General features: G+C 70.7%; 22 protein-coding genes. 13 read left to right on the top strand and 9 right to left on the bottom strand.

The genetic code is table 11. The features are described from left to right. The first annotated feature begins 28 nt into the window (after positions 1-28). Positions 29-3,223, top strand: a complete 3,195-nt coding sequence (locus tag ACRSBM_RS24245) for a GH92 family glycosyl hydrolase (RefSeq protein ID WP_434446292.1) — start codon at positions 29-31, stop codon at positions 3,221-3,223. Between the two features lie 10 nt (positions 3,224-3,233). Further along, positions 3,234-4,127 carry a hypothetical protein gene (locus tag ACRSBM_RS24240; RefSeq protein ID WP_434446290.1) on the top strand — a complete coding sequence of 298 codons (894 nt, stop codon included), beginning with the start codon at positions 3,234-3,236 and terminating at the stop codon, positions 4,125-4,127. On the opposite strand, the gene ACRSBM_RS24235 is transcribed toward ACRSBM_RS24240, so the two are convergent. Next, positions 4,122-5,030, bottom strand: a complete 909-nt coding sequence (locus tag ACRSBM_RS24235; RefSeq protein ID WP_434446288.1) for an RluA family pseudouridine synthase — start codon at positions 5,028-5,030, stop codon at positions 4,122-4,124. The genes ACRSBM_RS24240 and ACRSBM_RS24235 overlap by 6 nt on opposite strands. Before the next feature lie 92 nt (positions 5,031-5,122). Between ACRSBM_RS24235 and ACRSBM_RS24230 the strand changes: the two genes are divergently transcribed. Then, the gene (locus ACRSBM_RS24230) at positions 5,123-5,986 is read left to right on the top strand and encodes an EamA family transporter (protein ID WP_434446286.1); all 864 of its coding nucleotides are present in this window, start codon (positions 5,123-5,125) and stop codon (positions 5,984-5,986) included. Here the strand turns inward: ACRSBM_RS24230 and ACRSBM_RS24225 are convergent. After that, complete coding sequence (locus tag ACRSBM_RS24225; protein WP_434446285.1) at positions 5,889-6,776, bottom strand: LysR family transcriptional regulator; 888 nt, start codon at positions 6,774-6,776, stop codon at positions 5,889-5,891. The two genes, ACRSBM_RS24230 and ACRSBM_RS24225, sit on opposite strands and share 98 nt — an antisense overlap. Before the next feature lie 79 nt (positions 6,777-6,855). Between ACRSBM_RS24225 and ACRSBM_RS24220 the strand changes: the two genes are divergently transcribed. Next, positions 6,856-7,458, top strand: a complete 603-nt coding sequence (locus tag ACRSBM_RS24220) for a hypothetical protein (protein WP_434446283.1) — start codon at positions 6,856-6,858, stop codon at positions 7,456-7,458. Further along, a complete protein-coding gene (locus tag ACRSBM_RS24215) occupies positions 7,455-8,126 on the top strand; it encodes a fibronectin type III domain-containing protein (protein ID WP_434446281.1) in 672 nt (223 codons plus the stop codon). The genes ACRSBM_RS24220 and ACRSBM_RS24215 overlap by 4 nt, the downstream gene beginning before the upstream one ends. 179 nt (positions 8,127-8,305) lie before the next feature. Here the strand turns inward: ACRSBM_RS24215 and ACRSBM_RS24210 are convergent, their stop codons facing one another. After that, positions 8,306-8,950, bottom strand: coding sequence for a hypothetical protein (locus ACRSBM_RS24210; protein ID WP_434446279.1), 645 nt, complete (start codon positions 8,948-8,950; stop codon positions 8,306-8,308). Between the two features lie 185 nt (positions 8,951-9,135). Between ACRSBM_RS24210 and ACRSBM_RS24205 the strand changes: the two genes are divergently transcribed. From ACRSBM_RS24205 to ACRSBM_RS24185, 5 genes are all read left to right on the top strand, one after another. After that, a complete protein-coding gene (locus ACRSBM_RS24205; protein ID WP_434446277.1) occupies positions 9,136-11,277 on the top strand; it encodes a hypothetical protein in 2,142 nt (713 codons plus the stop codon). Further along, positions 11,274-12,239, top strand: a complete 966-nt coding sequence (locus ACRSBM_RS24200; RefSeq protein WP_434446275.1) for an AAA family ATPase — start codon at positions 11,274-11,276, stop codon at positions 12,237-12,239. Before ACRSBM_RS24205 ends, ACRSBM_RS24200 begins: the two co-directional genes overlap by 4 nt. Before the next feature lie 8 nt (positions 12,240-12,247). Beyond that, the gene (locus tag ACRSBM_RS24195; protein WP_434446274.1) at positions 12,248-13,342 is read left to right on the top strand and encodes a DUF58 domain-containing protein; all 1,095 of its coding nucleotides are present in this window, start codon (positions 12,248-12,250) and stop codon (positions 13,340-13,342) included. Between the two features lie 92 nt (positions 13,343-13,434). Next, positions 13,435-13,566: a hypothetical protein gene (locus tag ACRSBM_RS24190; RefSeq protein WP_434446272.1), complete on the top strand. Its 132-nt coding sequence runs from the start codon at positions 13,435-13,437 to the stop codon at positions 13,564-13,566. Continuing rightward, positions 13,563-15,575: a transglutaminaseTgpA domain-containing protein gene (locus ACRSBM_RS24185; protein WP_434446270.1), complete on the top strand. Its 2,013-nt coding sequence runs from the start codon at positions 13,563-13,565 to the stop codon at positions 15,573-15,575. Before ACRSBM_RS24190 ends, ACRSBM_RS24185 begins: the two co-directional genes overlap by 4 nt. 143 nt (positions 15,576-15,718) lie before the next feature. Here ACRSBM_RS24185 and ACRSBM_RS24180 read toward each other — a convergent pair whose 3' ends face one another. The 3 genes from ACRSBM_RS24180 to ACRSBM_RS24170 form a co-directional block, all read right to left on the bottom strand. Further along, on the bottom strand, positions 15,719-16,243 hold the full coding sequence (locus tag ACRSBM_RS24180) for a hypothetical protein (protein ID WP_434446268.1): 525 nt from the start codon (positions 16,241-16,243) through the stop codon (positions 15,719-15,721). Between the two features lie 86 nt (positions 16,244-16,329). Next, complete coding sequence (locus ACRSBM_RS24175; RefSeq protein ID WP_434446266.1) at positions 16,330-17,937, bottom strand: serine/threonine-protein kinase; 1,608 nt, start codon at positions 17,935-17,937, stop codon at positions 16,330-16,332. 70 nt (positions 17,938-18,007) lie between these two features. Beyond that, entirely contained in the window at positions 18,008-18,604 is a 597-nt protein-coding gene (locus ACRSBM_RS24170; RefSeq protein ID WP_434446264.1) for a DUF4230 domain-containing protein, read from the bottom strand. A gap of 145 nt (positions 18,605-18,749) precedes the next feature. On the opposite strand from ACRSBM_RS24170, the gene ACRSBM_RS24165 reads away from it, so the two are divergent. From ACRSBM_RS24165 to ACRSBM_RS24155, 3 genes are read left to right on the top strand one after another with little or no spacing between them, the layout of a single operon-like run. Next, positions 18,750-19,637 (top strand): proteasome assembly chaperone family protein, encoded by an 888-nt coding sequence (locus ACRSBM_RS24165; protein WP_434446262.1) that lies wholly within the window; start codon positions 18,750-18,752, stop codon positions 19,635-19,637. Positions 19,638-19,646: 9 nt separating this feature from the next. Next, the gene (locus tag ACRSBM_RS24160; RefSeq protein WP_434446259.1) at positions 19,647-20,006 is read left to right on the top strand and encodes an MmcQ/YjbR family DNA-binding protein; all 360 of its coding nucleotides are present in this window, start codon (positions 19,647-19,649) and stop codon (positions 20,004-20,006) included. Next, positions 20,003-20,524, top strand: a complete 522-nt coding sequence (locus ACRSBM_RS24155) for a YciI family protein (protein WP_434446257.1) — start codon at positions 20,003-20,005, stop codon at positions 20,522-20,524. Before ACRSBM_RS24160 ends, ACRSBM_RS24155 begins: the two co-directional genes overlap by 4 nt. On the opposite strand, the gene ACRSBM_RS24150 is transcribed toward ACRSBM_RS24155, so the two are convergent. The 3 genes from ACRSBM_RS24150 to ACRSBM_RS24140 are packed head-to-tail and all read right to left on the bottom strand — an operon-like array spanning position 20,521 to position 22,019. Continuing rightward, a complete protein-coding gene (locus ACRSBM_RS24150; RefSeq protein WP_434446255.1) occupies positions 20,521-20,976 on the bottom strand; it encodes a dihydrofolate reductase in 456 nt (151 codons plus the stop codon). The genes ACRSBM_RS24155 and ACRSBM_RS24150 overlap by 4 nt on opposite strands. Next, the gene (locus ACRSBM_RS24145) at positions 20,973-21,770 is read right to left on the bottom strand and encodes a thymidylate synthase (protein ID WP_434446253.1); all 798 of its coding nucleotides are present in this window, start codon (positions 21,768-21,770) and stop codon (positions 20,973-20,975) included. The genes ACRSBM_RS24150 and ACRSBM_RS24145 overlap by 4 nt, the downstream gene beginning before the upstream one ends. 9 nt (positions 21,771-21,779) lie before the next feature. Beyond that, positions 21,780-22,019, bottom strand: coding sequence for a nitroreductase family protein (locus ACRSBM_RS24140; protein WP_434446251.1), 240 nt, complete (start codon positions 22,017-22,019; stop codon positions 21,780-21,782). Positions 22,020-22,157 lie beyond the last annotated feature (138 nt).

Raw genomic sequence — 22,157 nt, 5'->3', positions numbered from 1 at the left:
CGGCGACGATCAGGCAATACTGCCCCCTATGCGGACACTGGTTGTAGTCGGGCTGTTACTTGGGTTGACAGTCCCTGCGCAAGCGGCTCAGGCGGACGAGGACCCCTCGTCCCTGGTGAACCCCTTCGTGGGTACGCAGAACTTCGGCAACACCTTCCCCGGCGCCTCGATGCCGTTCGGAATGGTGCAGATCAGCCCTGATACGGGAGGTCAGGGCGGGTACGACTACGAGGCCACCTCCATCTACGGGTTCTCGCAGACACACCTGTCGGGCGTGGGCTGCGGCGTCATGGGCGAGCTGCCGGTCATGCCGACAGTCGGGTCCGTTGACAACGTTGACATCAACGCTTACAAGTCCGAGTTCAGCCATTCGGACGAAGCAGCGCAGCCTGGGTACTACCGCGTCGGGCTGTCCCGCTACGGGGTGAACGCCGAGCTCACGGCCACCCAGCGGACCGGCTGGCAGCGCTACACGTTCCCGTCGACGGGTGCGGCCAACGTCCTGTTCAACACCGGGCGCTCCAACCAGACGGTGCTCGACTCGGAGATCCGCGTCGTCGGTGACCGGACCATCGAGGGCCGGGTGCGCAACGGCCGGTTCTGCGCGGGCAAGGACGAGCACACCGTGTACTTCACGGCGTCGTTCGACCGGCCGTTCGCGACGTTCGGCGCGTGGCGGGGGAGCGTTCCCACGCCGGGTGCGCGCGAGGCCGCCGGCACCGGCGGGAACGGCGCCTGGGTCACGTTCGACGCCTCGAGCGACCGGGACGTCGTGCTAAAGCTCGGCCTGTCCTACACCGGGATCGAGGGCGCGCGGAAGAACCTCGCGGCGGAGGCTCCTTCCTACGACTTCGACGGTGTCGTGGCGAGCGCCAAGGACGTGTGGCGCAAGCAGCTGGACGCCGTGCGGGTGTCCGGAGGGCCGCGTGACCGGCAGGTCGCGTTCTACACCGCGCTGTACCACTCGGTGCTGCACCCGAACCTCGCCGGCGACGTCGACGGCAGGTACATGGGCTTCGACGGTCAGGTGCGCACGGCGACGGACCACACGCCGTACCAGAACTTCTCGTTGTGGGACACCTACAGACCACAGAACCAGCTGTTGCAGATCCTGGAGCCCCAGGTCGCCCGTGACGTCGTCCTGTCCGTCGTGGCCAGCGGCCGGGAGGGCGGATGGCTGCCGCGCTGGGCGCTGGCGTCGTCCGAGACCAACATCATGACCGGCGACCCGGTCACCCCGTTCCTCGTCGAGGCCTGGGCCAAGGGCCTGTTGCGCGGGCACGAGGAGGAGACGTACAAGCTGTTGCGCGCCAACGCGACGTCGTTGCCTCCCGCCGATTCGCCCTACAACGGACGGTCCGGTGTCACCTACTACACGGACCGTGGCTACATCCCGTCCGGCCTGAAACTGGGAACGGACTGCGCGCACAAGGGCGGCGACAACGACTGCGTGCACCCGGCCTCGGCCACCCTGGAGTACTCGGCGGCCGACGCGTCGCTGGCGTTGATGGCCAAGGGGCTGGGCCACCGGTCCGACGCGCGCATGTTCGCCGATCGCGGCCAGTGGTACCGCAACCTGTGGGACTCCTCGATCGGCCAGTTCCGGCCGCGGACCACCGACGGCACCTGGCTGACGCCGTACAACCCGGTCGACGCCTCGCACCAGTTCCACGAGGGCGGCGCGTACCAGTACCAGTGGCTCGTGCCGCAGGACCCGGCCGGTCTGGTGTCGCTCATGGGCGGTCGTCGTGACACCGAGAAACGGCTGGACTCGTTCTTCGCCTACGACAAGCTGCTCGTCGACCCGGCCGGTACCGCACGGCACGACTGGATCACCGAGCCGTACGACTACTACGGCAAACCGACCTACAACCCGAACAACGAGCCGGACCTGCACGCGCCGTACATGTACCTGTGGACGGGCACACCGTCGAAGACCGCGACGGTCGTGCGGGCGGCGATGACGTTGTTCACGACCGGCCCGGACGGCATGACCGGCAACGACGACCTCGGCACGATGTCGGCCTGGTACATCTTCTCGTCGCTCGGCCTGTACCCGACGTTCAACGGCGCGGACTTCCTCGCCCTGTCGTCGCCGCAGTTCGAGTCGGCGACCGTCCGGATCGGCAGGTACGGCTCGCAGGGCGGCACGCTGACCGTGACGGCTCCCGGTGTCTCCGATGCCAAGCGGTACGTCAAGAACGTGTCGTTCGGTGGCCGTGACGTCCGCAAGACCTGGCTGTCCTGGTCGTCGTTGCAGCGTGGCGGGAAGCTGGCCCACGAGGTGTCGACGAAGCCGTCGTCGTGGGGCACCGGGCGTTCGGACGCGCCGCCCTCGCTGAGCGACGGCAACGCCGACTCGCGCCGGGACCTGTCCGCGTCGCTGCGGAACTCCGAGATCGTCATGCCGACCTCGGACTCCGCGCAGGCGCTGACGCTGCAGCTCGACGTGCTGGCCCAGTCGCCGTCGGGGGTGGCGGTGAGGCCGGAGGTGACGGCGCCCGCGGGGTGGAAGGTGAGCGGTGCCAAGCCGTTCGTCATCGTGTCGCGGCACCTGCCGACCCAGAAGACCGTGCCGCTGACGGTGTCGGTACCCGCCGGCACCCCGGTGGGCTCCTATGAGGTCGCGGTGAAGGTCGAGTCCGTGTCGCTGAAGGCCGTGATCGAGGTGAAACCGGCCGCGTTGTGCGCGTTCTCCACGTGTTCGGTGGACGTCGGTCCGGAACGCAACCACGACGGCACGGCCACGGTCGCGGACTCCGCTTCCGGCGACTTCGACGGCGGTGGCTGGAGCTACGACGCCGCTCTGCTGCCGCCCGCCGGGCCCGTGACGTGGGGCGGCATCACCTACCAGGCGCCGGACCCCTCCGGGACCACGCCGAACTTCGTGGAGGCCAGGGGCCAGGGGCTGCTGCTGCCCACCGGCCAGTTCTCGTGGCTGCACGTCGTGGGTTCGTCGCACAACGGGCCGGTCTCGGCCGCCTTCACCGTCTGGTACACGGACGGGACCTCGGCCGAGGTCGCGGCCTCGGTGCCGGACTGGGCGGGCGGCGGTCCGGTGGTGCTGGAGATGCCGCACCGGATCAAGGCTGGTCAGGGCGTCGACGCGCCGCCGGTCCGGCTCTTCGGCCAGTCGCTGCGGCTGGACGCGTCGAAGACGGTCCGGTCGGTGACGCTGCCCGATGATCCGCGGGTGGAGCTGTACGCGCTGACGCTCGCCTGATACTGGAGGAGTGGAACTCCTCGACAGTGGTGACCGGTCCCGCGTCTGGGCGGACGGCGACCGCATCGTCAAGCAGGTCATCGGCGATGCGGCCGCCTTCGCCCGCGAGGTCACCGCGCTGCGGCTGGCCGAGCACACCGGAATGGTGCCGCGTGTCCTCGACGTCGACGAGGACACGCGGACGGTGGTGCTCGAACGGCTCCGGTCCGACCCTCCGCGGGAGGACTGGGTGGTCGACTACGCCCGCTCGCTCGCCAGGCTGCACGCCGCGACGGGACCTGCCGACGCGGGGATGCTGCCGCGTCAGCAGGTCCCGGACCCGGCGCCGTTCCTGAGGTTCGTGCGGGCGCTGGACGTCGAGATCGGGGACGCCGAGGACGAGCTGGCGTTCGAGGACACGGGTAAGTTCGACCTGCTGCACGGCGACCCGTGTCCCGGCAACGACATGTATTCGGACCGGGGCGCGCGGTTCGTCGACCTGGAGGGCGCGGCGCTCGGCGACGGGCTGACCGAGCTCGTGTACCTGAGGATCGGGTTCCCGACCTGCGCGCTCGTCACCGAGACGCCAGAAGAGCTGCGGGTGGCCGCTGAGCAGGCCTACTTCGCGGAACGCGGCTTCGTCGCTCCCCTGGAGGACGCCTGCGTGCGGTGGCTCGTGCAGGGCGACGCGCTGGTCCAGCGTTCGCAGCGTGGCGAGACGGACCGTCTCACCACGGTTCTGGGTGCCGACTGGAGCTGGGGCAACGTGACGGCGCGCGGCCGGTTGCTGTTCCGGACGCGGGTGGTGGCGGGGTTCACCGAGACGCATCCTCGGGTGAGCCGGCTGGCGCGGCGGTTGCACGACCGGATGACGGAGCTTTGGGGCGCGGCTGAGATCCCGGTCCGGCGCACGCACCGGTCATGACCAGGCGGAAAGCTCCAGCCCCGAGCTGAACGACCGCTCGACCCCCGACACAGGGTCCACAAAGGACAATGTGCGGGCCAGCAACTGCAACGGAGACGAGAAGTCGTCCAGCGGACGATCCCGCAACACCGGGTAGAAGTCGTCGTTCACGATAGGCACACCGAGACCGGACATGTGCAGCCGGAGCTGGTGGGTGCGCCCTGTCAACGGCTTCAGGCGGTAGCGGCCCAACGCACCGCGATGCTCCACTAGGGACACGTGCGTCTCGGCGTTCGGCTCACCGTCGACCTCGAACGCGGTGATGATCCCGCGTTCCTTGATGATCCGCGACCGCACGACCCGCGGCAGTTCCAGCGCCGGGTCGTAGCCGGCGATCGCCTCGTACTCCTTGGACACCACCCGGTCGCGGAACATCGTCTGGTACTTGCCGCGCAGCTCGCGGCGCACCACGAACAGCACGAGCCCGGCCGTGACGCGGTCCAGCCGGTGCGCGGGGGAGAGATCGGGCAGGCCCAGCGAGTCGCGGAGCTTGACCAAAGCGGTCTGCATCACGTGCTGGCCGCGCGGGATCGTCGCGAGGAAGTGCGGCTTGTCGGCGACCACGATGTCGTCGTCCTGGTACACCACGCCCACCTCGAACGGGACGGGTACCTCGACGGGCAGGTCGCGGTGGAACCAGATGTAGGAGTCGGGCACGAACGGCGTGTCGAGGCCCAGCGGTCCGGAGACGTCCCAGATCCGTTCCTCGGTCAGCATCTCGTCGATGCGTTCGGCGGCCACGCGGGGCAGGCGGTCCACGAGGTGTTCGCGCAGGGACAGCCACGGACCTTCGGGGGGCAGCTTCAACCGGGCCGCGTCCAGGCCGTTGCGCTGGGGGAGGGGGGAGGAGGGTTTGCGTCTCATCGCACGGTCAGTCTAAACGTTCGACAGAACCGAACGATATCGCTCGTAAACATTCGCTGTACCGAATAGACCTGGTCAACGAGGCTGTACGCATGTCGGTCTTCCTGGTCCTCGGCTCGGTCATCTCACTGCAGTTCGGCGCGGCGTTCGCCAGCCAGCTGTTCGGGCAGATCGGCGCGCCCGGTGCGACGGCGCTGCGGCTCGGGATCGCGGCGCTGATGCTCGCGGTCGTCGTGCGGCCGAAGTTCCGGCCGGAGACGCTCGTGCTCGGGATGACCATGGCCGGCATGAACGGCACGTTCTACCTGGCGCTCGACCGGATCCCGCTCGGCGTGGCGGTGACGATCGAGTTCCTCGGGCCGCTCGGGCTCGCGGCGGTGCTGAGCAGAAGGGCCAGGGACTTCGTGTGGGTCGGGCTGGCACTCGTGGGCGTCGTCGTCCTGGGCGTGCGCGAGTACACGGGTGCGACGCTCGACCTGATCGGTGTCGCGCTCGCGTTGATCGCGGCCGTGTTCTGGGCCTGCTACATCCTCGCCGGACGCAAGATCGCGACCGCCGGGCTCGGCACCGGTGGTCTCGCGGGCGCGAGCCTGATCGCGGCGGCGCTCACGTTGCCGTACGGGCTGTCGACGGCCGGCGGCGCGTTGTTCGAGCCGAAGATGCTCCTGCTCGGCACGCTGGTGGCGCTGCTCGCGTCCGCGATTCCCTACACCCTGGAAATCAGGGCGCTCAAGACGTTGCAGCCCAGCACGTTCGGGGTCGTGCTCGCGCTCGAACCCGCCGCCGCGGCGCTGGCCGGCGCGCTCCTGCTGGGCCAGCACCTGGGCGTGGTCTCGTTGTGCGGCATCGCGCTGGTGATCACGGCCGGGGTTGGAGCGGCGCTACGGAAAACGCCAGCGTCTCGCGAAACGCCCGCACAGCGGGATGCTGACCTCGTCCTGCCCGTGCCGCAGTGAACAGCAGCCGGGACTTCGGTGCCGGCAGCTCGTGCAGGTCGACGGTGATCTCGCGGTCGTACCAGACCAGGTCTGGCAGCAACGCGACCGCGAGGCCCCGCTCGACGAACCGCAGCTTGACCAGCACGTCGGTCGAGGAGAACCGCACGTCCGGCTCGAAGCCGTTGTGGCGGCACCAGTTCACGTTGAAGATCCGCTGCGGGAAGCCCTCGGTCTCCATGATCCACGGATAGGAGCCGATCTCGTCCACCGGCAGTCCACGCGGGACGGCGAGCCGGATCGGGTCCCGGGTCAGTTCCCGGTACTCCAGGCCGGTGAACCGCGCCTCCGGCTGGTCCGGCCACTCCTCCACGAAGACGAGGTCGAAGTCCCTGGCGTTCAACGCGGATAGCGCTTCCGCCGGGTCGAGCACCTGGAACTCGATCCGCAGCGACGGGTGCTCGTCCCTCATGCGCGCGAGCGTCGCCGGGATCAGCGCCAGCGCGGCGGTCTGGAACGTCGCGACCCGCAGCGTCCCGGTGATCTCGTGCAGCGACGCGGCGACCTCCGACTCGGCCTGGTCCAGCCTCGTCAGCACCTCCTCGGTGTGCCGCACCAGTATCTCGGCCTGCGGGGTCAGCTTCACCCGCCGTCCGACCGGTTCCAGCAGCGGCACGCCGACCTCCGTCTCCAGCAGGGAGAGCTGCTGTGACACCGACGACGGGCTGTAGTTCAGCGCCTGCGCGACGGCGGCGAGCGTTCCCCGGCGGGACAGCTCGCGCAGCAGCCGCAGGCGGTGGAGGTCGAACATCGGATCATTATCCGTTACAGTCTCGCTACCGCCCCCTGGAATGCGTGCTGTCCTCAGCACGTCTTGAGGAGGTATCGGTATGTCCAAACGACTCCGCATCGCCGCGGGGATCGCCCTGGCAACCGGTCTGGCCGTGTCGGGCTCGCCCGCTCAGGCCCAGGTTGAAACCGGTCCGTGGACCAGCTACTCACCGTCGTTCACCGTTCAGGAACGCGGCTGCGGCACCGTCGACAACCTCACGTTCCGCCTCACCTGCTCGACCGCGAGCGGTGACCAGCGTGCCGAACGCCGTTACGCCACTTACTCGGGCGGCACGCGACAGTTCGAGGGCAGCTTCCGGATCACGAGTCTCGGAGGCAGCCGCGTCAGTCTCAAGCAGACGTTCCGGGAGTCGCCCAGCGCGGGCCCGTTCTTCATGCTCGCCGTGGAACGCGGCGGCCGTCTGTACGCGGTCCACGGTGGGGCGACCGTCGCCACCGGGGCGACCGTCGGCACGACCGTGCGCGTGAACACCGTGCACAACACGGCGACCGAGCACCGCACCTACATCAACGGCTCCCGCAAGCACACGTACGCGAGCGATGGGTCGGCGTTCTACGACAAGTTCGGCGCGTACCGGACGGCCAGCGGCCAGGGACCTGCCACGGTCGTCTGGAGCAACGTCCGCTTCTGGCGCAAGTGATCAGGCGAGCGACTCTCGCGGGACTGCTGTTCCTGGCTGCCTGCGGCCAGGAACAGCGGGACCCCGTGCTGACGTCCGAGCTGACCACGCCGACCGACGTGACGCTGCACTGGCGTCCGGAGGCGGGGGCGGCCGGGCAGGTCGTCGAGTACGCGAACGCGGCTGACGGCGAGTACACGATCCTGGAGTTCAGCCCACCGGCCAAGAACTCGTACCAGCATCCGGACCTGATCCCGGAAACCCAGTTCTACTACCGCGTCCGGCCGTTCACCGGGCCCGCTTCGGCCACTGTGGACATCACGCTGCCGCCGGGCGAGGAGGTGCCGGAGACCGACGGGCACCAGTGGGCGGAGCCGCGCGGGACGGGCGGTGGCACGAAACCGGTGACGTCACCGGAGGCCACGCCGCTCAACCTGAAGGCGGAGGTGAAGCACGCCAACGGGATCCTGTTCACGTGGGAGGACCACGCGGCGGACGAGGAGGGGTACCTGATCGAGACGAGGCCCGCGGGAGCCGCCGACTGGCGGGTCGCGGCGCAGCTCGACCCGGACGTCACCTCGTTCGGGCTGATCACACTTCCAGACGAGAAAACCGCGACCTATCGGGTGCGGCCGTTCCGGTTCGGGCAGGCGTCGAACCTGACGCACCAGAAGACGGGGAAGGTCTGACCGCCTGTCTGGCGCTCCACGCGCTCGCGGCGAGCAGTACCGCCGCGAGCGGGTAGGGCCAGGAGGTGCCTTCCGTGATCGCCAGACCGGCGTTCGTCGCGGACAGCAGTCCGAAAACGCCGCTGAGCAGCCACCAGGTGAGTTGATCTTCGCGCGCGTGGGCCGTCATGGCGGCCCGATTACCCGTTCTCGAGCTCCTTCACACCTTCTTCTTCCTCTTTTTTCTCGCCGCGGCGGCGCATGAACCCGAAACCGGGGATGCCGAGGATCGCCTGGCGCATGTCGCTCGTGACCTCGAGCAGCTGGTGGACCTCCGGCCCGACCCGGTCGAGGGTCGCGAGGATCGGCAGGATGTCGCTGATCAGGTGCTCCGTCAGCACCGGCAGCTCGTCGATCAGCTTGATCGCGGCCTCGACCTCGTGCGGCGAGAGCTCGTCGACGAACCGCTTCGCGAGCGGGTGGGCCTGCTTCGCGATCGGCTCGTAGACGCCGATCAGTTCGTTCGCCGTGTGCGCCGTCTGGCCGGCGGTCGTGACGACCTGCGCGGCGCTTTCGGCGACGTCATTGGCGCTCGCCATGATCGCGCGGACCTCGTCGACCGTCTTCTCCGCGTCGGTCACGACGTTCGCCGTGCGGTCGACCAGCTCGTCGGCCTTGCGCACGATGCCGTCGACGGCGTCGATCGTGCCGTTGACCTTGCGGACGAGCTGCTCGACCTCGCTGATCAGGCCCAGCACGCGGCCGGGCACGGCCGCGACGGCCACCGTCGTGTCGAGCGCGGTGGTGAGCGCCTGCCTGGCCAGTCCCATGCCGGGGATCTCCATGCGTCCACTCTGCCCTATGTGTTGATCGGATCGGGGTAGCGCCATTCGGTTTTCAAAACTGTCAGACCTCGTCATTACCTTCGTTGATGTCCGCCAGTCGGTGGACCGGACGAACCGGGAACCGTGCGCCGTCCGAAGTTGTCAGAGCCGGGGGTTAGCATCCCCGGCGGGCGAGGGAGGGCGCTATGGCTTGGTGGCACCGGATCAGACGCATTATCTCCGGTGGAGGGCGGGAATCGGCGAGTTTCGCCGCGGCGCTGCTGGGCGTGCTGGTGCTCGCGGGCGCCGCGCTCGGGCAGGGCATCTCCCGCACGTCGGTCGCGGTGTCGGACGGGCTCACCTGGCTGGGTGACGACCAGCGCGGTGAGGTCGTGCAGATCAACCCGGTGTCGGGCAAGCCGCAGACGCGGTTGCAGATCAGCGGGCCCGACTCCCAGCTGGAGATCGCGCAGGAGGACGGCCGCCTGATCGTCCTGAACCGGCGGACCGGCGAGATCACCGTCATCGACCTGGCGACGTTGCTCGCCTCCGGCCGCAGGCAGGCCCCTCCTGGTGCGACGAGCAAGGTGCTGGTGTCGAACGGGATGGTGTTCGTCGTCGACCGCGCGGCCGGCACCGTGCACACCGCCGATCCGCTGACGCTGGCCGACGTCGGGCAGACGTGGCAGGCGGGACAGCCGCTGGCCGACGCCGTGGTGGACGAGCGCGGTGTGCTGTGGCTGGTCGACCACGGCGGCACGTTGCGGTCGCTCGACTGGTCCGACGACGAGGAGCGGTTCCAGGAGCGCTCGCACCGCGAGATCAGCGGCGCCGGTCCGCGCACCGTTCTGGTGCCGCACGACCAGGGCGTCACGCTGATCGGTCTCGACGGCGGTGTCGTGGTCCGCGACGGCACGGGCGAGGACGTGTCGAGGTCGACCGACCGCACCGACGCCGAGGTGATCGCCGCGCAGAGCGCGCCGACGGACCTCGTGCCCGCCTCCGTGCCGGACTCGTCCGCGGTCGTGCTCGTCGTCGACGGTCAGGTGCGGCGCGTCGACGTGGGCGCGCTGGGCTGCCCGAAGCCGGGGCGGCCCGCGGTGTTCCGCGACAAGGTCTACGTGCCGTGCAAGGGTTCCGGCAAGGTCATCATCCTCGACCGCGGCGGCCACCGCGGTGGCGACGACGTGCGCACGTCCGGCGGGTCCGATCCCGAGCTCGTGTTCGACGACGGCCGGTTGTTCGTGAACGTGCCCGGCTCGTCGACGGGCGTGCTGGTCGACGCGGACGGTGCCACCCGGTCGCTGACGATCCGCAGTCCCGAGCTCCCGGTGAAGGACCCGGACCGCCCGCCGCCCCCGTCCGTGCCGCCGCCCCCGCCGCCGAACCCGGACGAGCCGACGAGGCCGCCGCGCAACACCGGTGGCAACAACGGCCCGACCACGGAGGTGTCGCCTCCGCCGACGACGCCGTCCTCCACACCGCCCACGGCGGGAGGAACGGCTCCGGCCGCGCCCACCGGGGTGGCGGTGCGGGAGAAGTCGCGCTCCGCCTCGGCGGTCGTCGTGACGGTGAGCTGGACCGCGGCCACGTCGGCCGACCCGATCGTCGGCTACACCGTGGCGGGCTCCGGTTCGTTCAGCGGTGGCTCGGTGTCCGCCCAGGTGGCCGGCACGTCGGCGGATCTGTCGGTGCCATGCACGGGTTCCACGTTCTGCACGAGCGGCAGGCTGGACGTGACGGTGCGCGCGTCGACGGCGACGCAGGCAGGTGCCGCGGGCATGGCGGCGTTCACGGTGACGGCGCCGAACACGCCGCCCCCGAACACCCCGCCGCCCAACACGCCCCCGCCGAACACCCCGCCCCCGAACACGCCTCCGCCGACCACGACGACCACGACGCCTCCTCCTCCACCGCCGCCGTCGTTGCCGACCGCGGGTGCCGTGGTGATCTCCTCGATCACCGGTACGCGCACCAACCCGACGCGCCGCGTGAACCTGGCACCACCCGCCGACTGGGCGAGCCACAACGGGCGCTGCGAGGTCGTGAACAAGACGTACGGGTTCTCGGTGGGCATCCCGTGCAACGCGACGACGGCGTCGATCGACGTGGACGAGGGCAGCAACGCGATCGTCGTGCGCGCCTTCGCGGCGTCCGGCGCGGGCCAGGTCGACTCGGCGTCGAGGAACGTGCTCTTCACCTACGACGAGTGCATGGGCAAGCCCGGCTGCATCCCGAGGATGGAGCCGGCCGGAGCGGGGACCGCGCCGATGGGCGCGGGCGGCCTGGGTCTGCTGGCGTGCGCGTTCCTGCTGCGCATCGGTGTTCGCAGAGATGAGGAAAAGTGATCGACACCGGTGAGGTTTCCGCCTTCCGCGACCTGCACGGCCGCCTCGGTGACGCGGTCGAGAGCGCGGTGCGCGGCAAGCGCGACGTGGTCGACCTGGTGCTGGTGGCGATGTTCGCGGGCGGCCACGTGCTGCTCGAGGACGTGCCCGGTACCGGCAAGACGACGCTGGCGCGCGCCGTGGCGGGTGCCCTGGGCGGTATTTCGCGGCGCGTGCAGTTCACGCCGGACCTGTTGCCGTCCGACGTCACGGGCACGTCGATCTACGACCCGCAGACGGGGCAGATCCGGTTCCGGCCGGGTCCGGTGTTCGCGAACATCGTGCTGGCGGACGAGATCAACCGCGCGGCGGCCAAGACGCAGTCGGCGCTGCTCGAGGTCATGGAGGAGCGGACGGTCACGATCGACGGCGTCGGGCACGCGGTGCCGGACCCGTTCCTCGTGGTGGCGACGCAGAACCCGATCGACCTCGACGGCACGTACCGGCTGCCCGAGGCGCAGCTGGACCGCTTCATGCTGCGCACCTCGATCGGCTACCCGTCGGTGGAGGACGAGCTGGACGTGCTGCGCCCCGGCAGCGGTGCCGGCCGGATCGCCGACGTGCACACGGTGACGTCGCCGCGCGAGGTGAGCGCGTTCAGCGGGCGGTTGGCGCTGCTGCACGTGGCCGACCCGATCCTGCAGTACATCTCCGCCCTGGGCACGGGCACGAGGACCGACGAACGGCTGCGGCTCGGCACCTCGACCCGCGGTCTGCGGACGCTGGTCCGGTGCGCGCAGGTGTACGCGGCGTCGAAGGGCCGGCATTTCGTGGTGCCGCAGGACGTCCAGGACATCGCGGACCCGGTGCTGGCCCACCGCCTGGTGCTGACGCGGGAGAGCGTGCTGGCGGGCGTGACGACGTCCGAGGTGCTGGCCGACGTGCTCTCGCGCGTGGCGGTGCCCAAGCCCGCGGCGCAATGAGACTCACCGTGCGCGGCACCGGAACCGCGGTGCTGGGCCTGCTGATGCTCGGTGTCGGGCTGTGGTGGCGGTACGCGGGCATGGCGGCGTTCGGCATCGCCCTGACCGCGCTGGTGGTCGCGTCGGTGGTGTCGGTGCTGATCGCCTCGCCGTTGACGGTCTCCCGCACCGTCCGCCCGCGCACCGTGCCGCGCCTCGCGCGCTGCAACGGCCGGCTGGAGCTGTCCGCGGTCGGCCGGTGGCCGGTCGCGCTGGACGCCGTCGACATGGTCGCGGGTGCTCCGATGGCCGTCGACGTGCCGCTGCTGCGGCCCGGCGCGGCCGAGGCCGTCGCCTACGCGATTCCGACCGAGCGGCGGGGCGTGTTCGACGTCGGCCCGCTGACGTTGCGGCGCAAGGGCTTGGCCGGCCTGGCCCAGGCACGGACCGTGCTCGGCGAGGTCGTGCAGGTGCGGGTCGTCCCGCGCGTGCTCCCGGTCCGCGGCCTCCCGTCCGGCGCGCGCCGGGGTCAGGTCGGCGCCGACGAACGCGTCGAACGTGGCGGCACGGACCTGGTGGGCCTGCGCGAGTACGTGCCGGGCGACGACCTGAGGCGCCTGCACTGGGCGACCTCGGCGCGCACCGGCACGCTGATGATCCGCGAGGACGCCGACCCGGCCCGGCCGCACCTGGCCGTGCTGCTGGACGACAACGTCACCTCCTACGCCGAGGAGCAGCGCTTCGAGGAGGCCGTCGAGGTGGCGGCGTCGCTGGTCACCTCGGCGCTGGAACAGGGCCACCCGGTGCGCCTGCTGACGTCGTCCGGCGGCACCGACATCGAGGAGACGCAGGACCCGGCGCCGATCCTGTCGGCCCTGGCCGACCTCGAGCTGCGCGACGCCGACGGCCGCCCGACCGTGCCGGTGCGCGACCTGGACGTGGTCGCGGTGATCAGCGGCACGACCGTTCCGGCGCTGGTGCTGGAGGCAGGCCGGGCCGCGTTCGGCACCGTGCTCGTGGTGGACGAGCAGCGGCCGGTGGGCGCGGCGGGGTCGGTGCTGGTGATCAGCGGTGCCAGGGCCGAGGACCTGGTCGACTCGTGGAACGCGGTGGTGGCGCGGTGAGGTGCGGGTTGGGGTCTGCGGTGCCGGCGGAACGTCGTGCCGGTGGCCTGGTTCGCGCGCGGCGTGTGGTTGCCGGGGTGGTGCGCGGGCCGGTGGCTTCAGCCTGGGCGGCGGAAGACGGTGCTGCCGCGCGCGGTCTCGGGCCGGTCGTCGTGGCCGCGCGGGTGCGACGCGGTGGTGCGGCTGACAGTGCCGGCTCGCGGGAGGCGGTGGTGGTGCGGTGAACGGCACCCTGCTGAGGTACGGCTGGGTGGCCGCCGTCCTCCTCGTCGGCTCGCTGCAGCTGGCTCAGGCCTGGGACGGCGCGGCCGTCTACTTCGGACTCGCCGCGTTCGCCGGGTTTCTCGCCGTGCCGCTGAAACGGCTCGTGCCCGCGGGGCTCGCCGCCCTGGCGGTCATGGTGCTGGCGCTGGCGGGCGGGTTCTTCGCGGCGCGCGGCGCGTCGCCCGACCGCGATCCCACGTGGGTGCTGCTCGACACCGTGCCGAGGCTGCTCACGGCGGCCCGTCCCGCTCCCGCGACCCCCGAGCTCCTGGTGCCGGGGCTGCTGCTGATCATCGGTCTCTCCACGGTGACGGTGCTGTCGGTGACCAGGCGCGGCACGGCGCTGTTCGTGCCCGCGCTCGCCGCGGCCTCTCTGTACGTATCGGCCGCGTTGCTGACCACGGGCCGCGCGGACCGTTACGGCCTGGTCGCGCTCACGCTGGTCGTGCTGCTGGCGCTGGGCTGGCTGATCATCGACCGGCGCGGGCCGGTCCTGCCGCCGGCGGTGCTCGCCACGGCGTTGGCCGCGTTGACGTTGCTGACTTTCGTGTTACCTGCCAACGGGTTCGAGCCGCGCAAGCTCGTCACGCCGCCGATCACGGCCATCGCCATCTCGAACCCGCTGCCGCAGCTCGCGGCCTGGGCGGCGCAGGGGGAAGCGGAGCTGTTCCGCATGCGCGGGCCCGAGGTGCCGGTGCGGCTGGTGACGCTCAGCCGGTACTCGGGGGCGTCGTGGGAGGCGGCGTCGACGTACGGGCCGCTCGGTGTGGTCGACGCGCCGGATCTGCCCACGGGCATCAAGTTCCAGGACGCCAGCGCCGACCTGCGGATCACCGGGTTGCAGGGGGAGTGGCTGCCGGGCGTCGGGAAGCCGCAGTCGGTGTCGCTGAGCAACGCGATGGTGGACCCGGACACCGGGTCGCTGGTGGTGGCCGAAGGCCTCAAGACCGGGCTGAGCTACACGGTTCGCGGTGTGGTGGAGACGCCTGCCGACACCGATCTCGCCGAGGCACAGGTGCCCGCCGACGCGACGAGGTACACGGCGTTGCCGCGGTTGCCGTTCACGTTGTCGGAGTACGCGAGGCAGGCGACGGCGAACGCGCGCACGCCGTACGAGAAGGCCGTTGCGCTGGAACAGGTCGTGCGGCTCAACCGGCGGCCCGACGCCGAGGCGCCGGTCGGGTCGTCCTACGCGCGACTGGAGACGTTCCTGTTCGGGGCACCGGGCGAGGCCGGTGCCGGGGCGGGGACGGCGGAGCAGTTCGCGTCGGCCTACGCGGTGCTGGCGCGGTCGGTGGGGTTGCCGACGCGGGTGGTGGTCGGGTTCCAGCCGGTGCCGGAGCGCGACGGTGAGCGGATCGTCCGGGCCGCGGACGCCACGGCCTGGCCGGAGGTGTACTTCAGCGGGTATGGCTGGGTGGCGTTCGATCCCGTGTCCGGCAACGGAAGCGGGCCGAGCGCGGCCTCGAAGCGCGAGGTGCTGAACCGGCTCGCATCGACCACGGCGAAACCGACGCCGACGTCGTTGCAGTCCGTGCCGCCGTTGGTGCAGCCGACCGCGGTGCAGGAGGACGCGGTCGCCGCGCCGCCGGCGTCGGCGGGGTTCCCGTTCTGGGTGCTCAGCCCGGTGCTGTTGCTCGTGGTCCTCTACGTGGCGCGCACTTCGCGGCGCGTGCGGCTGAGGGCGGCCGGGCCGGTAGGCGCGTGGACCGAGGTGCTGGACTCGTTGCAGCTAGCGGGTGTGCGGCCGGTGCCGAGCCGGACCGTGCCCGACATCGGGCGCGAGTGGGGAGAGGCGGGCGCACGGCTGGCGGTCATGGTGGACCAGGCCGCGTTCGCGCCCACGCCGGCGGTCCAGGAGAACAGCTGGCGGCTGGCGCGGCAGGTGAAGAAAGCGGTGCGGCGCAAGGCTTCCTGGTGGCGCAAGGTGGTGTGGGCGATCGACCCGCGGCCGTTGTTCCGGCGGTGAGGATCACCGGACGACCTGCGCTCCGGATGCGGTTCGTGCGGTGGCGAGGGTTGCCGGTACGAGTCGTGCGGGAAGCGGTTCCCGCGGCGGTGAGGGTTGCCGGACGGGCCTGTGCGGGGACGCGGTTCGTGCGGCGGCGAGAGTTACCGGACAACCTGCGCGGGGATGCAGTTCTTGCCGGTGACCTTGAGCAACGCCTCACACAGCGCGGGAGCCACGTCCGACGGGAACGGGCCGAGCCACACGAACTGCGTGAACTTCGGGTCGTTGGGGACGATGGCGTCGCAGACGTCGTCCCGCCTGCTCAGCTGCGCGGTCTGGCCGCGCAGCGCGGAATTCGCGCCCTCGCGGTACCGCACCCACAACGTTTCGTAGTCCAGCAACACTTTGACGTCCGACGCCGGCATCGCGCCCTCCAGCGAGTGCAGGACGACGACGGACGAACCCGGGTCGCACGGCATGTCCGTGTAGTCGAGCCGAGTGGGCTCGACGGGTGTGGGGGATGCACCGAAACGGGTGTCGTCGTCGGCCGGCGGCCGGAGGTTGCCGCCGATCAGCATCCCGATCCCGACACCGATGACGAGCGGGACGGCTGCCCACGCCACGAGTGTGCGGCGCTTACTTCCACGAGCGAACATCGGTGGGCCGGCATAACGAGCGCTTTGCACCGTGGGACCGTACGCCAGTTCGTGCGCCCGCAACAACGCGCCCTCGGAACGGCCGAAAGACGCGGCGAAGTTGGGTGGCCACAGCACTAATTCCTGTTGGCACACACCTTGGCGGAGCTGCCGCGTTCGCCGTTGTAACCGAATGCCGCGACCTGGAAACAACGCCGATCGCCGCCGCCGTCCTCGATGACGTAGCTGGTGCTGCCACCGGTCACCCTGGTCACGGCGACCGGTTTGGCGCCGGTGACGTCGATCACGACGAACTCGGCCTGCCCGCCGCTCGGGTCGCTCCACTCCAGCTCGATCGCCTTGCCCTGGTACTCGGCGCGCTTGAGCACCGGGATGAACTTCGGGTCGGCGTTCGGGGGCGGTCCGGCGTCGACGGACTCCGAGGTGGGCACCGGCAGAGTGGTCGTGACCGGCGGTTGTGCCTGCTGGTCGTTGTCCGTGCGGTTGAGGAGCATGCCCGCGACGACGCCGCCGGTCACCGCGACCACGGCCAGCAGCGCGAGCACGCCGCCGCGCCTGCTCTTGCGGACCGGCCCGGTCATCGGTTCGGCCGGTGGCAGGTCGACGGTGGGCAGCACGGCGACCGGCTGCGGACGTGGAGGTGGCGGCGGGACGAAATCCTGGTGGCGGTAGGTCAGATCTTCGAGCTGGCCGCGCCACGAGTCGTCGCGTTCCTGCTCCGGTTCCGGCTCCGGTTCGGGTTCCGGAACGAAACCGCGAGGGCCGAAACCGGGCGCCTCGGTCGGGCCGTCCGGGATGAAGACGGGGCGTTCGCCCAGCATCGCCGTCGAGTCGGGGTCCACAATGGACGGCGAGAGCGCCGTTCCCGAGGCCACCGCCACCAGCGCGTCCCGCAGCTCCAGCGCCGAGGCGAACCGGTCCGCGCGGTCCTTGCGCAGGCAGCGGCCGAGCACGGCGACGAGTGACGCCGGCACGTCGAACCGGGTCAGCGCGCGAGGATCGGCGGTGCTGACGCGGCCGACGTAGGACAGCAGCGTGTCCTCGTCCGGGTTGTCCGAGGCGAACGGCGGTTTGCCCTCCAGCAACGTGAACAGCGTCGAGCCGAGCGACCAGACGTCGTCGGCGAACGACGGGGTGGCGCCCTCGATCATCTGCGGCGCCGCGTGCCGGTAGCTGACCATCTGCAGCGACGCCGAGTGGCCGGCGTCGGCGCCGCGGGCGATGCCGAAGTCGGCCAGCACGTAGGAAGTGGGCAGCACCAGGACGTTCTGCGGCTTCACGTCGCGGTGCAGGATGCCCTGGCCGTGCGCGAACGCCAGCGCGTCCGCCACCGCGATGCCCGCCGCCACCACGTCCTGCACGGGCAACGGGCCCATGGCGCGCAGGCGGTCGTGCAGCGAGCCGCGCTCGTAGAACTCCATGACGATGCACGGGCGGCCGTCCGGGAGCGTGCCCGTGTCCAGCACCGTGACGATGTGCGGGTGCTGGCGGCCGAGCTCGACGGTGATCGCGAGCTCGCGGCGGAAGCGGGTCACCGTCGCCGGGTCGGTCACCTGGAGCACCTTGACCGCGACGTCGCGGCCCAGCCCGTCCTGGCGGGCCCGGTAGATCGTGCCCTCGCCGCCCTGCGCGATCACGCGGAATCCGCTGTAGCCGGCCAGCGCGATCTCGGGCGCCTGCGCGGCGCCCTGCGCGGGCGCCCAGGCCATCAGATCGTCTTCCACCAACGGATCCTATCCCGGTGCGATGCGGTCATCGCCGGACGTTCGGCGGGATCGCCCCTGGTGGTTCGACTCAGTCGCCGATCACCTTCACCTGGAATCCCAGGGACTGCAGCATTCCCGTCAGCATCGCGCGGGTGTTGTCCTCGGCGCGGCCGAGCAGCTCCGACCGCTGCGCGGCCTCCGCGAGCTTGGCCTCGGCGGCGACGTAGAACCGTTGCTGGTCGGGAGGTCCCGCGAGCGCCTGCAGGTCGTTGATCAGGCCGCGTTCCTGGCTGAAGATGTAGGACCTGTCGTGGTGCATGTTCGGTTTGTCCAGCCGCGGCTTCGGCAGGCGCAGCTCGACGGTCTTGCCGTCCGGGGACACCAGCAGTCCGTCGTCCTTCAGCGTCGAGAAGTCGACGTAGGCGTTGACGGACCCGGCGGCGACGAACAACGTCCGTTCACCGGCCAGCGCCGCCGGCACCCACTTCACGTCGTTCTCGATGTCCAGCACGACCTGGAACTCGCCCGCCGCGGCGTGGTACTGGCTCAGGTCGCGCACCGACTCGAGCAACGCGGGCTGGCTGCGGTCGACCGACTCGTCACCGAAGGGCTTGAACTGCCCGAAGACGTACACTGCCGCGCCGAGGACGATGAGAACGGCCGCGACCAAAGCTCCATGCGTCATCCAGCGCCTGTACACCGCTTCGGGGTACCCGTGAGGTGATGCGGGCACACAGTCCGTATGGGCTAATCGACCCGAGCGGAATCAGTTCCGTGTCCACGTGGTTGGCTTTGGACGAGACGAAAGCGATTGTTCAGGAGGCGTTGCGGTGGACCCGGAGAACCTGTACGAGGTGGACTCGGAGGTGCCGGACCTGACGGGTGCGGTGCTGCTGCACCACTTCGAGGGCTTCATGGACGCCGGTGCCGCGGGCCGCCTGCTCACCGAGCACCTGCTGGAGACCCTCGAGAACCGCGTCGTCGCGCGCTTCGACGTCGACGGCCTGATCGACTACCGGTCGCGCCGCCCGCTGATGACCTACGCGACCGACCACTGGGAGGACTACGCCGCCCCGGAACTGGTCGTGCACCTGCTGTGGGACAGCGCCGGGCACCCGTTCCTGCTGCTCACCGGCCCCGAACCGGACCGCTGCTGGGAGGCGTTCATCGTCGCCGTGCGCTCGCTGGTCGACCGCTGGGGCGTGCGCCTGACCGTCGGCTTCCACGGCATCCCGATGGGCGTGCCGCACACCCGCCCGTTGACCGTCATCGGCCACGCCACGCGCCCCGAGCTCGTGTCGGAGTACCAGCCGTTCTTCAACCGCGTGCAGGTGCCGGGCAACGTGTCCGGCCTGCTCGAGTTCCGCCTCGGCCAGGCGGGCCACGACGCGATGGGCTTCGCCGCCCAGGTGCCGCACTACCTGGCGCAGTCCTCGTACCCGACCGCCGCCGTGACGCTGCTGGACGCCCTGGCCCGCGCCACCGGTCTCGCGCTGCCCCTCGGTTCGCTGATCGACGCGGCCCAGGCCGCCGACGCCGAGATCCACCGCCAGGTCGCGGAGTCAGAAGAGGTCGCCCAGGTGGTGGAAGCGCTCGAGCGGCAGTACGACGCCTTCATCCAGACTGTCGGCAACACCGATCTCCCCAGCGCGGACGAACTGGGGGCCGAGTTCGAACGGTTCCTGGCCGAGCAGCAGCGTCCGCCGGACCACCTGTAGGAGCGAGTGATGGCCACCTGGGACGACGTGCGCAGGATCGCCACCTCCATGCCCGACGTGACGGAGCGGGTGCGGGAGGGCGTCGTCGACTGGAGGGTCAGGGAGAAGCTCTTCGTCTGGGAGCGGCCGCTGCGGGGAACCGACCTGTCGGCCCTGGGGGCGGCGGCGCCGTCCGGGCCCATCCTGGCTGCCAGGGTGCCTGACCTGGGGGCCAAGGAGGCTCTGCTGGCCGCGGACCGGTCGGTGTACTTCACCACACCGCACTTCCACGGGTATCCGGCGATCCTCGTGCGGCTGGAGCACATCGAGGTGGGGGAGCTGGAGGAGCTGATCGTGGAGGCCTGGCACGCACGGGCGCGACGCCGGTGACGGAGTTCTTCTGCTACCACCGGGACCGGCCCGGCTCGCTGCCGTTGCGCGAGCGGCTGGCCGAGGAGCACTGGTCCTACATGGACCGGTTCGAGCTGATCGCCCGCGGCCCCACGTTCGACGGCGAGGTGGTCACCGGCAGCGTGCACGTCGTGAACGTGGAAGACGCGGCGGCCGCGCGGGCGTTCGCGTTCGACGAGCCGATCCACCAGGCCGGTGGCTATCGGGACGTGCTGGTGCGCAGGTGGCGCAACGTGCTCGGCCGGACGATGTGGGACGTCCCGGCCGGCTGGGGAGGTGGGCACCTGGTGCTCGGGTTCGGCTCAGGCGAACCGGTGGACCTCACCCCGGAGCGGCCCGACGAGCTGATCGCTTGCGGTCCGTTGCTGTCCGACAACGGCACCGCCTGGCTCGGCACGGCGGCGCTGGTCCGGGCCGCCGACCCGGCGACGGTGCTGAGCGTCGACCGGTACGACGCCGTCGAGGTGCACGAATGGGAGTTCGGCGGCCGTCGCTAGTAGCTGACGAACCGGTAGTGCAGGCCGCTGCTCGACTCCAGCCAGTCACCCACGCTGACCGGCGAGCGATCGAGCGGTGGTGCGTACGTGTCGCCCTCGAACTCCTCGCGGATCTCGGTCACCTCGACGCGGTCCGCGAACGGCAGCGTCGCCGCGTACACGGCCGAGCCACCCATCACCCACACGTCGCCCGTGACGTCCGCCAGGGCCTTCTCCAGCGAGGAGAACGTCTCCGCGCCTTCCTGCGGGGTGCGCGAGAGCACCAGGTTGCGGCGGCCCGGCAGCGGGCGGAAGCGCGCGGGCAGCGACTCCCAGGTGCGGCGTCCCATCAGGACGGCCGCGCCCGCGGTGATCTCCCGGAAGTGCTTCATGTCCTCGGGGATGTGCCACGGCATCGTGCCGTCGCGGCCGATCACGCCGTTGGGGGCCTGCGCCCAGATCAGGCCGATCACACCGCCACCGGGGCCTTGATGCCGGGGTGCGGGTCGTAACCGACGATCTCGAAGTCTTCGTAGGAGTAGTCGAACAGCGACGGAGCGGAGGCCATCTTCAGCGTGGGGAACGCGCGTGCCTCGCGGCTGAGCTGCAGTTCGACCTGCTCGACGTGGTTGTCGTAGATGTGGCAGTCGCCGCCGGTCCAGATGAAGTCGCCGACGCCGAGACCGGTCTGCGCGGCGATCATGTGCGTCAGCAGCGCGTAGGAGGCGATGTTGAACGGCACACCGAGGAACAGGTCCGCGCTGCGCTGGTAGAGCTGGCAGGAGAGCTTGCCGTCGGCGACGTAGAACTGGAAGAACGCGTGGCACGGCGGCAGCGCCATCTGCGCGATCTCGCCGACGTTCCAGGCGGAGACGATGATCCGGCGCGAGTCCGGGTTCTCCCGCAACGTCCGCAGGACCTCGGCGATCTGGTCGACGTGCCCGCCGTCCGGGGTCGGCCACGAGCGCCACTGCACGCCGTAGACCGGGCCGAGCTCGCCTTCCGGCGACGCCCACTCGTCCCAGATGGACACGCCGTGCTCCTGGAGCCAGCGCACGTTGCTGTCGCCGCGCAGGAACCACAACAGCTCGTACGCGATCGACTTGAAGTGCACCCGCTTGGTCGTGATCAGCGGGAAGCCCGCGGCGAGCGGGTAGCGCAGCTGGTGGCCGAAGATCGACCGCGTGCCGGTGCCGGTGCGGTCCTCCTTGCGCACGCCCTCCTTCAGGACGTGGCGGAGCAGGTCTTCGTACTGCGTGTCGGGCATGCACGCACCCTAACTCCAGCGGTTGAACGACGTCAGGTCCGCCACGTCCCGGCGGACGGCCACGGCGAACCTCTCGGCGGGGTGGCCGAGTGGCACCATCGCGGCGATCTCCCACTCCGCAGGGACGCCGAGCAGCTCCAGCGCCTCGGCGTGGCGGACCCTGATCACCGTGGTCAGCGTGGTGCCGAGGCCCACGGCTCGCGCCGCCAGGCAGAAGTTCCGCACGGCCGGGTGGACCGAGGCGTGCACGGGTCCGATGTCGATGCCCCTCCACCAGCGACTCCAGGCGGGGCATGAGGAAGAACACGATCACCGGCACCGACGCGAGGGTGTCGGCGAGGTGGTTCGCGGACTGGCCGATGCGCTGGGTCACCGCGTCCGCGCGGC

The sequence above is a fragment of the Lentzea xerophila genome, assembly GCF_051094245.1.
Lineage (GTDB): Bacteria > Actinomycetota > Actinomycetes > Mycobacteriales > Pseudonocardiaceae > Lentzea > Lentzea xerophila.
Note: the sequence above shows the minus strand (reverse complement) of the source record. Positions and strands in the feature narration are given on the sequence as shown.

What these genes read in the sequence shown, in the direction of transcription:
- ACRSBM_RS24245 (WP_434446292.1), top strand. Translation starts at nt 29, where the DNA reads ATGCGGACACTGGTTGTAGTCGGGCTGTTACTTGGGTTGACAGTCCCT.
- ACRSBM_RS24235 (WP_434446288.1), bottom strand. Translation starts at nt 5,030, where the DNA reads ATGAGACGCAAACCCTCCTCCCCCCTCCCCCAGCGCAACGGCCTGGAC.
- ACRSBM_RS24230 (WP_434446286.1), top strand. Translation starts at nt 5,123, where the DNA reads ATGTCGGTCTTCCTGGTCCTCGGCTCGGTCATCTCACTGCAGTTCGGC.
- ACRSBM_RS24225 (WP_434446285.1), bottom strand. Translation starts at nt 6,776, where the DNA reads ATGTTCGACCTCCACCGCCTGCGGCTGCTGCGCGAGCTGTCCCGCCGG.
- ACRSBM_RS24220 (WP_434446283.1), top strand. Translation starts at nt 6,856, where the DNA reads ATGTCCAAACGACTCCGCATCGCCGCGGGGATCGCCCTGGCAACCGGT.
- ACRSBM_RS24210 (WP_434446279.1), bottom strand. Translation starts at nt 8,950, where the DNA reads ATGGAGATCCCCGGCATGGGACTGGCCAGGCAGGCGCTCACCACCGCG.
- ACRSBM_RS24205 (WP_434446277.1), top strand. Translation starts at nt 9,136, where the DNA reads ATGGCTTGGTGGCACCGGATCAGACGCATTATCTCCGGTGGAGGGCGG.
- ACRSBM_RS24170 (WP_434446264.1), bottom strand. Translation starts at nt 18,604, where the DNA reads ATGACGCATGGAGCTTTGGTCGCGGCCGTTCTCATCGTCCTCGGCGCG.
- ACRSBM_RS24160 (WP_434446259.1), top strand. Translation starts at nt 19,647, where the DNA reads ATGGCCACCTGGGACGACGTGCGCAGGATCGCCACCTCCATGCCCGAC.
- ACRSBM_RS24145 (WP_434446253.1), bottom strand. Translation starts at nt 21,770, where the DNA reads ATGCCCGACACGCAGTACGAAGACCTGCTCCGCCACGTCCTGAAGGAG.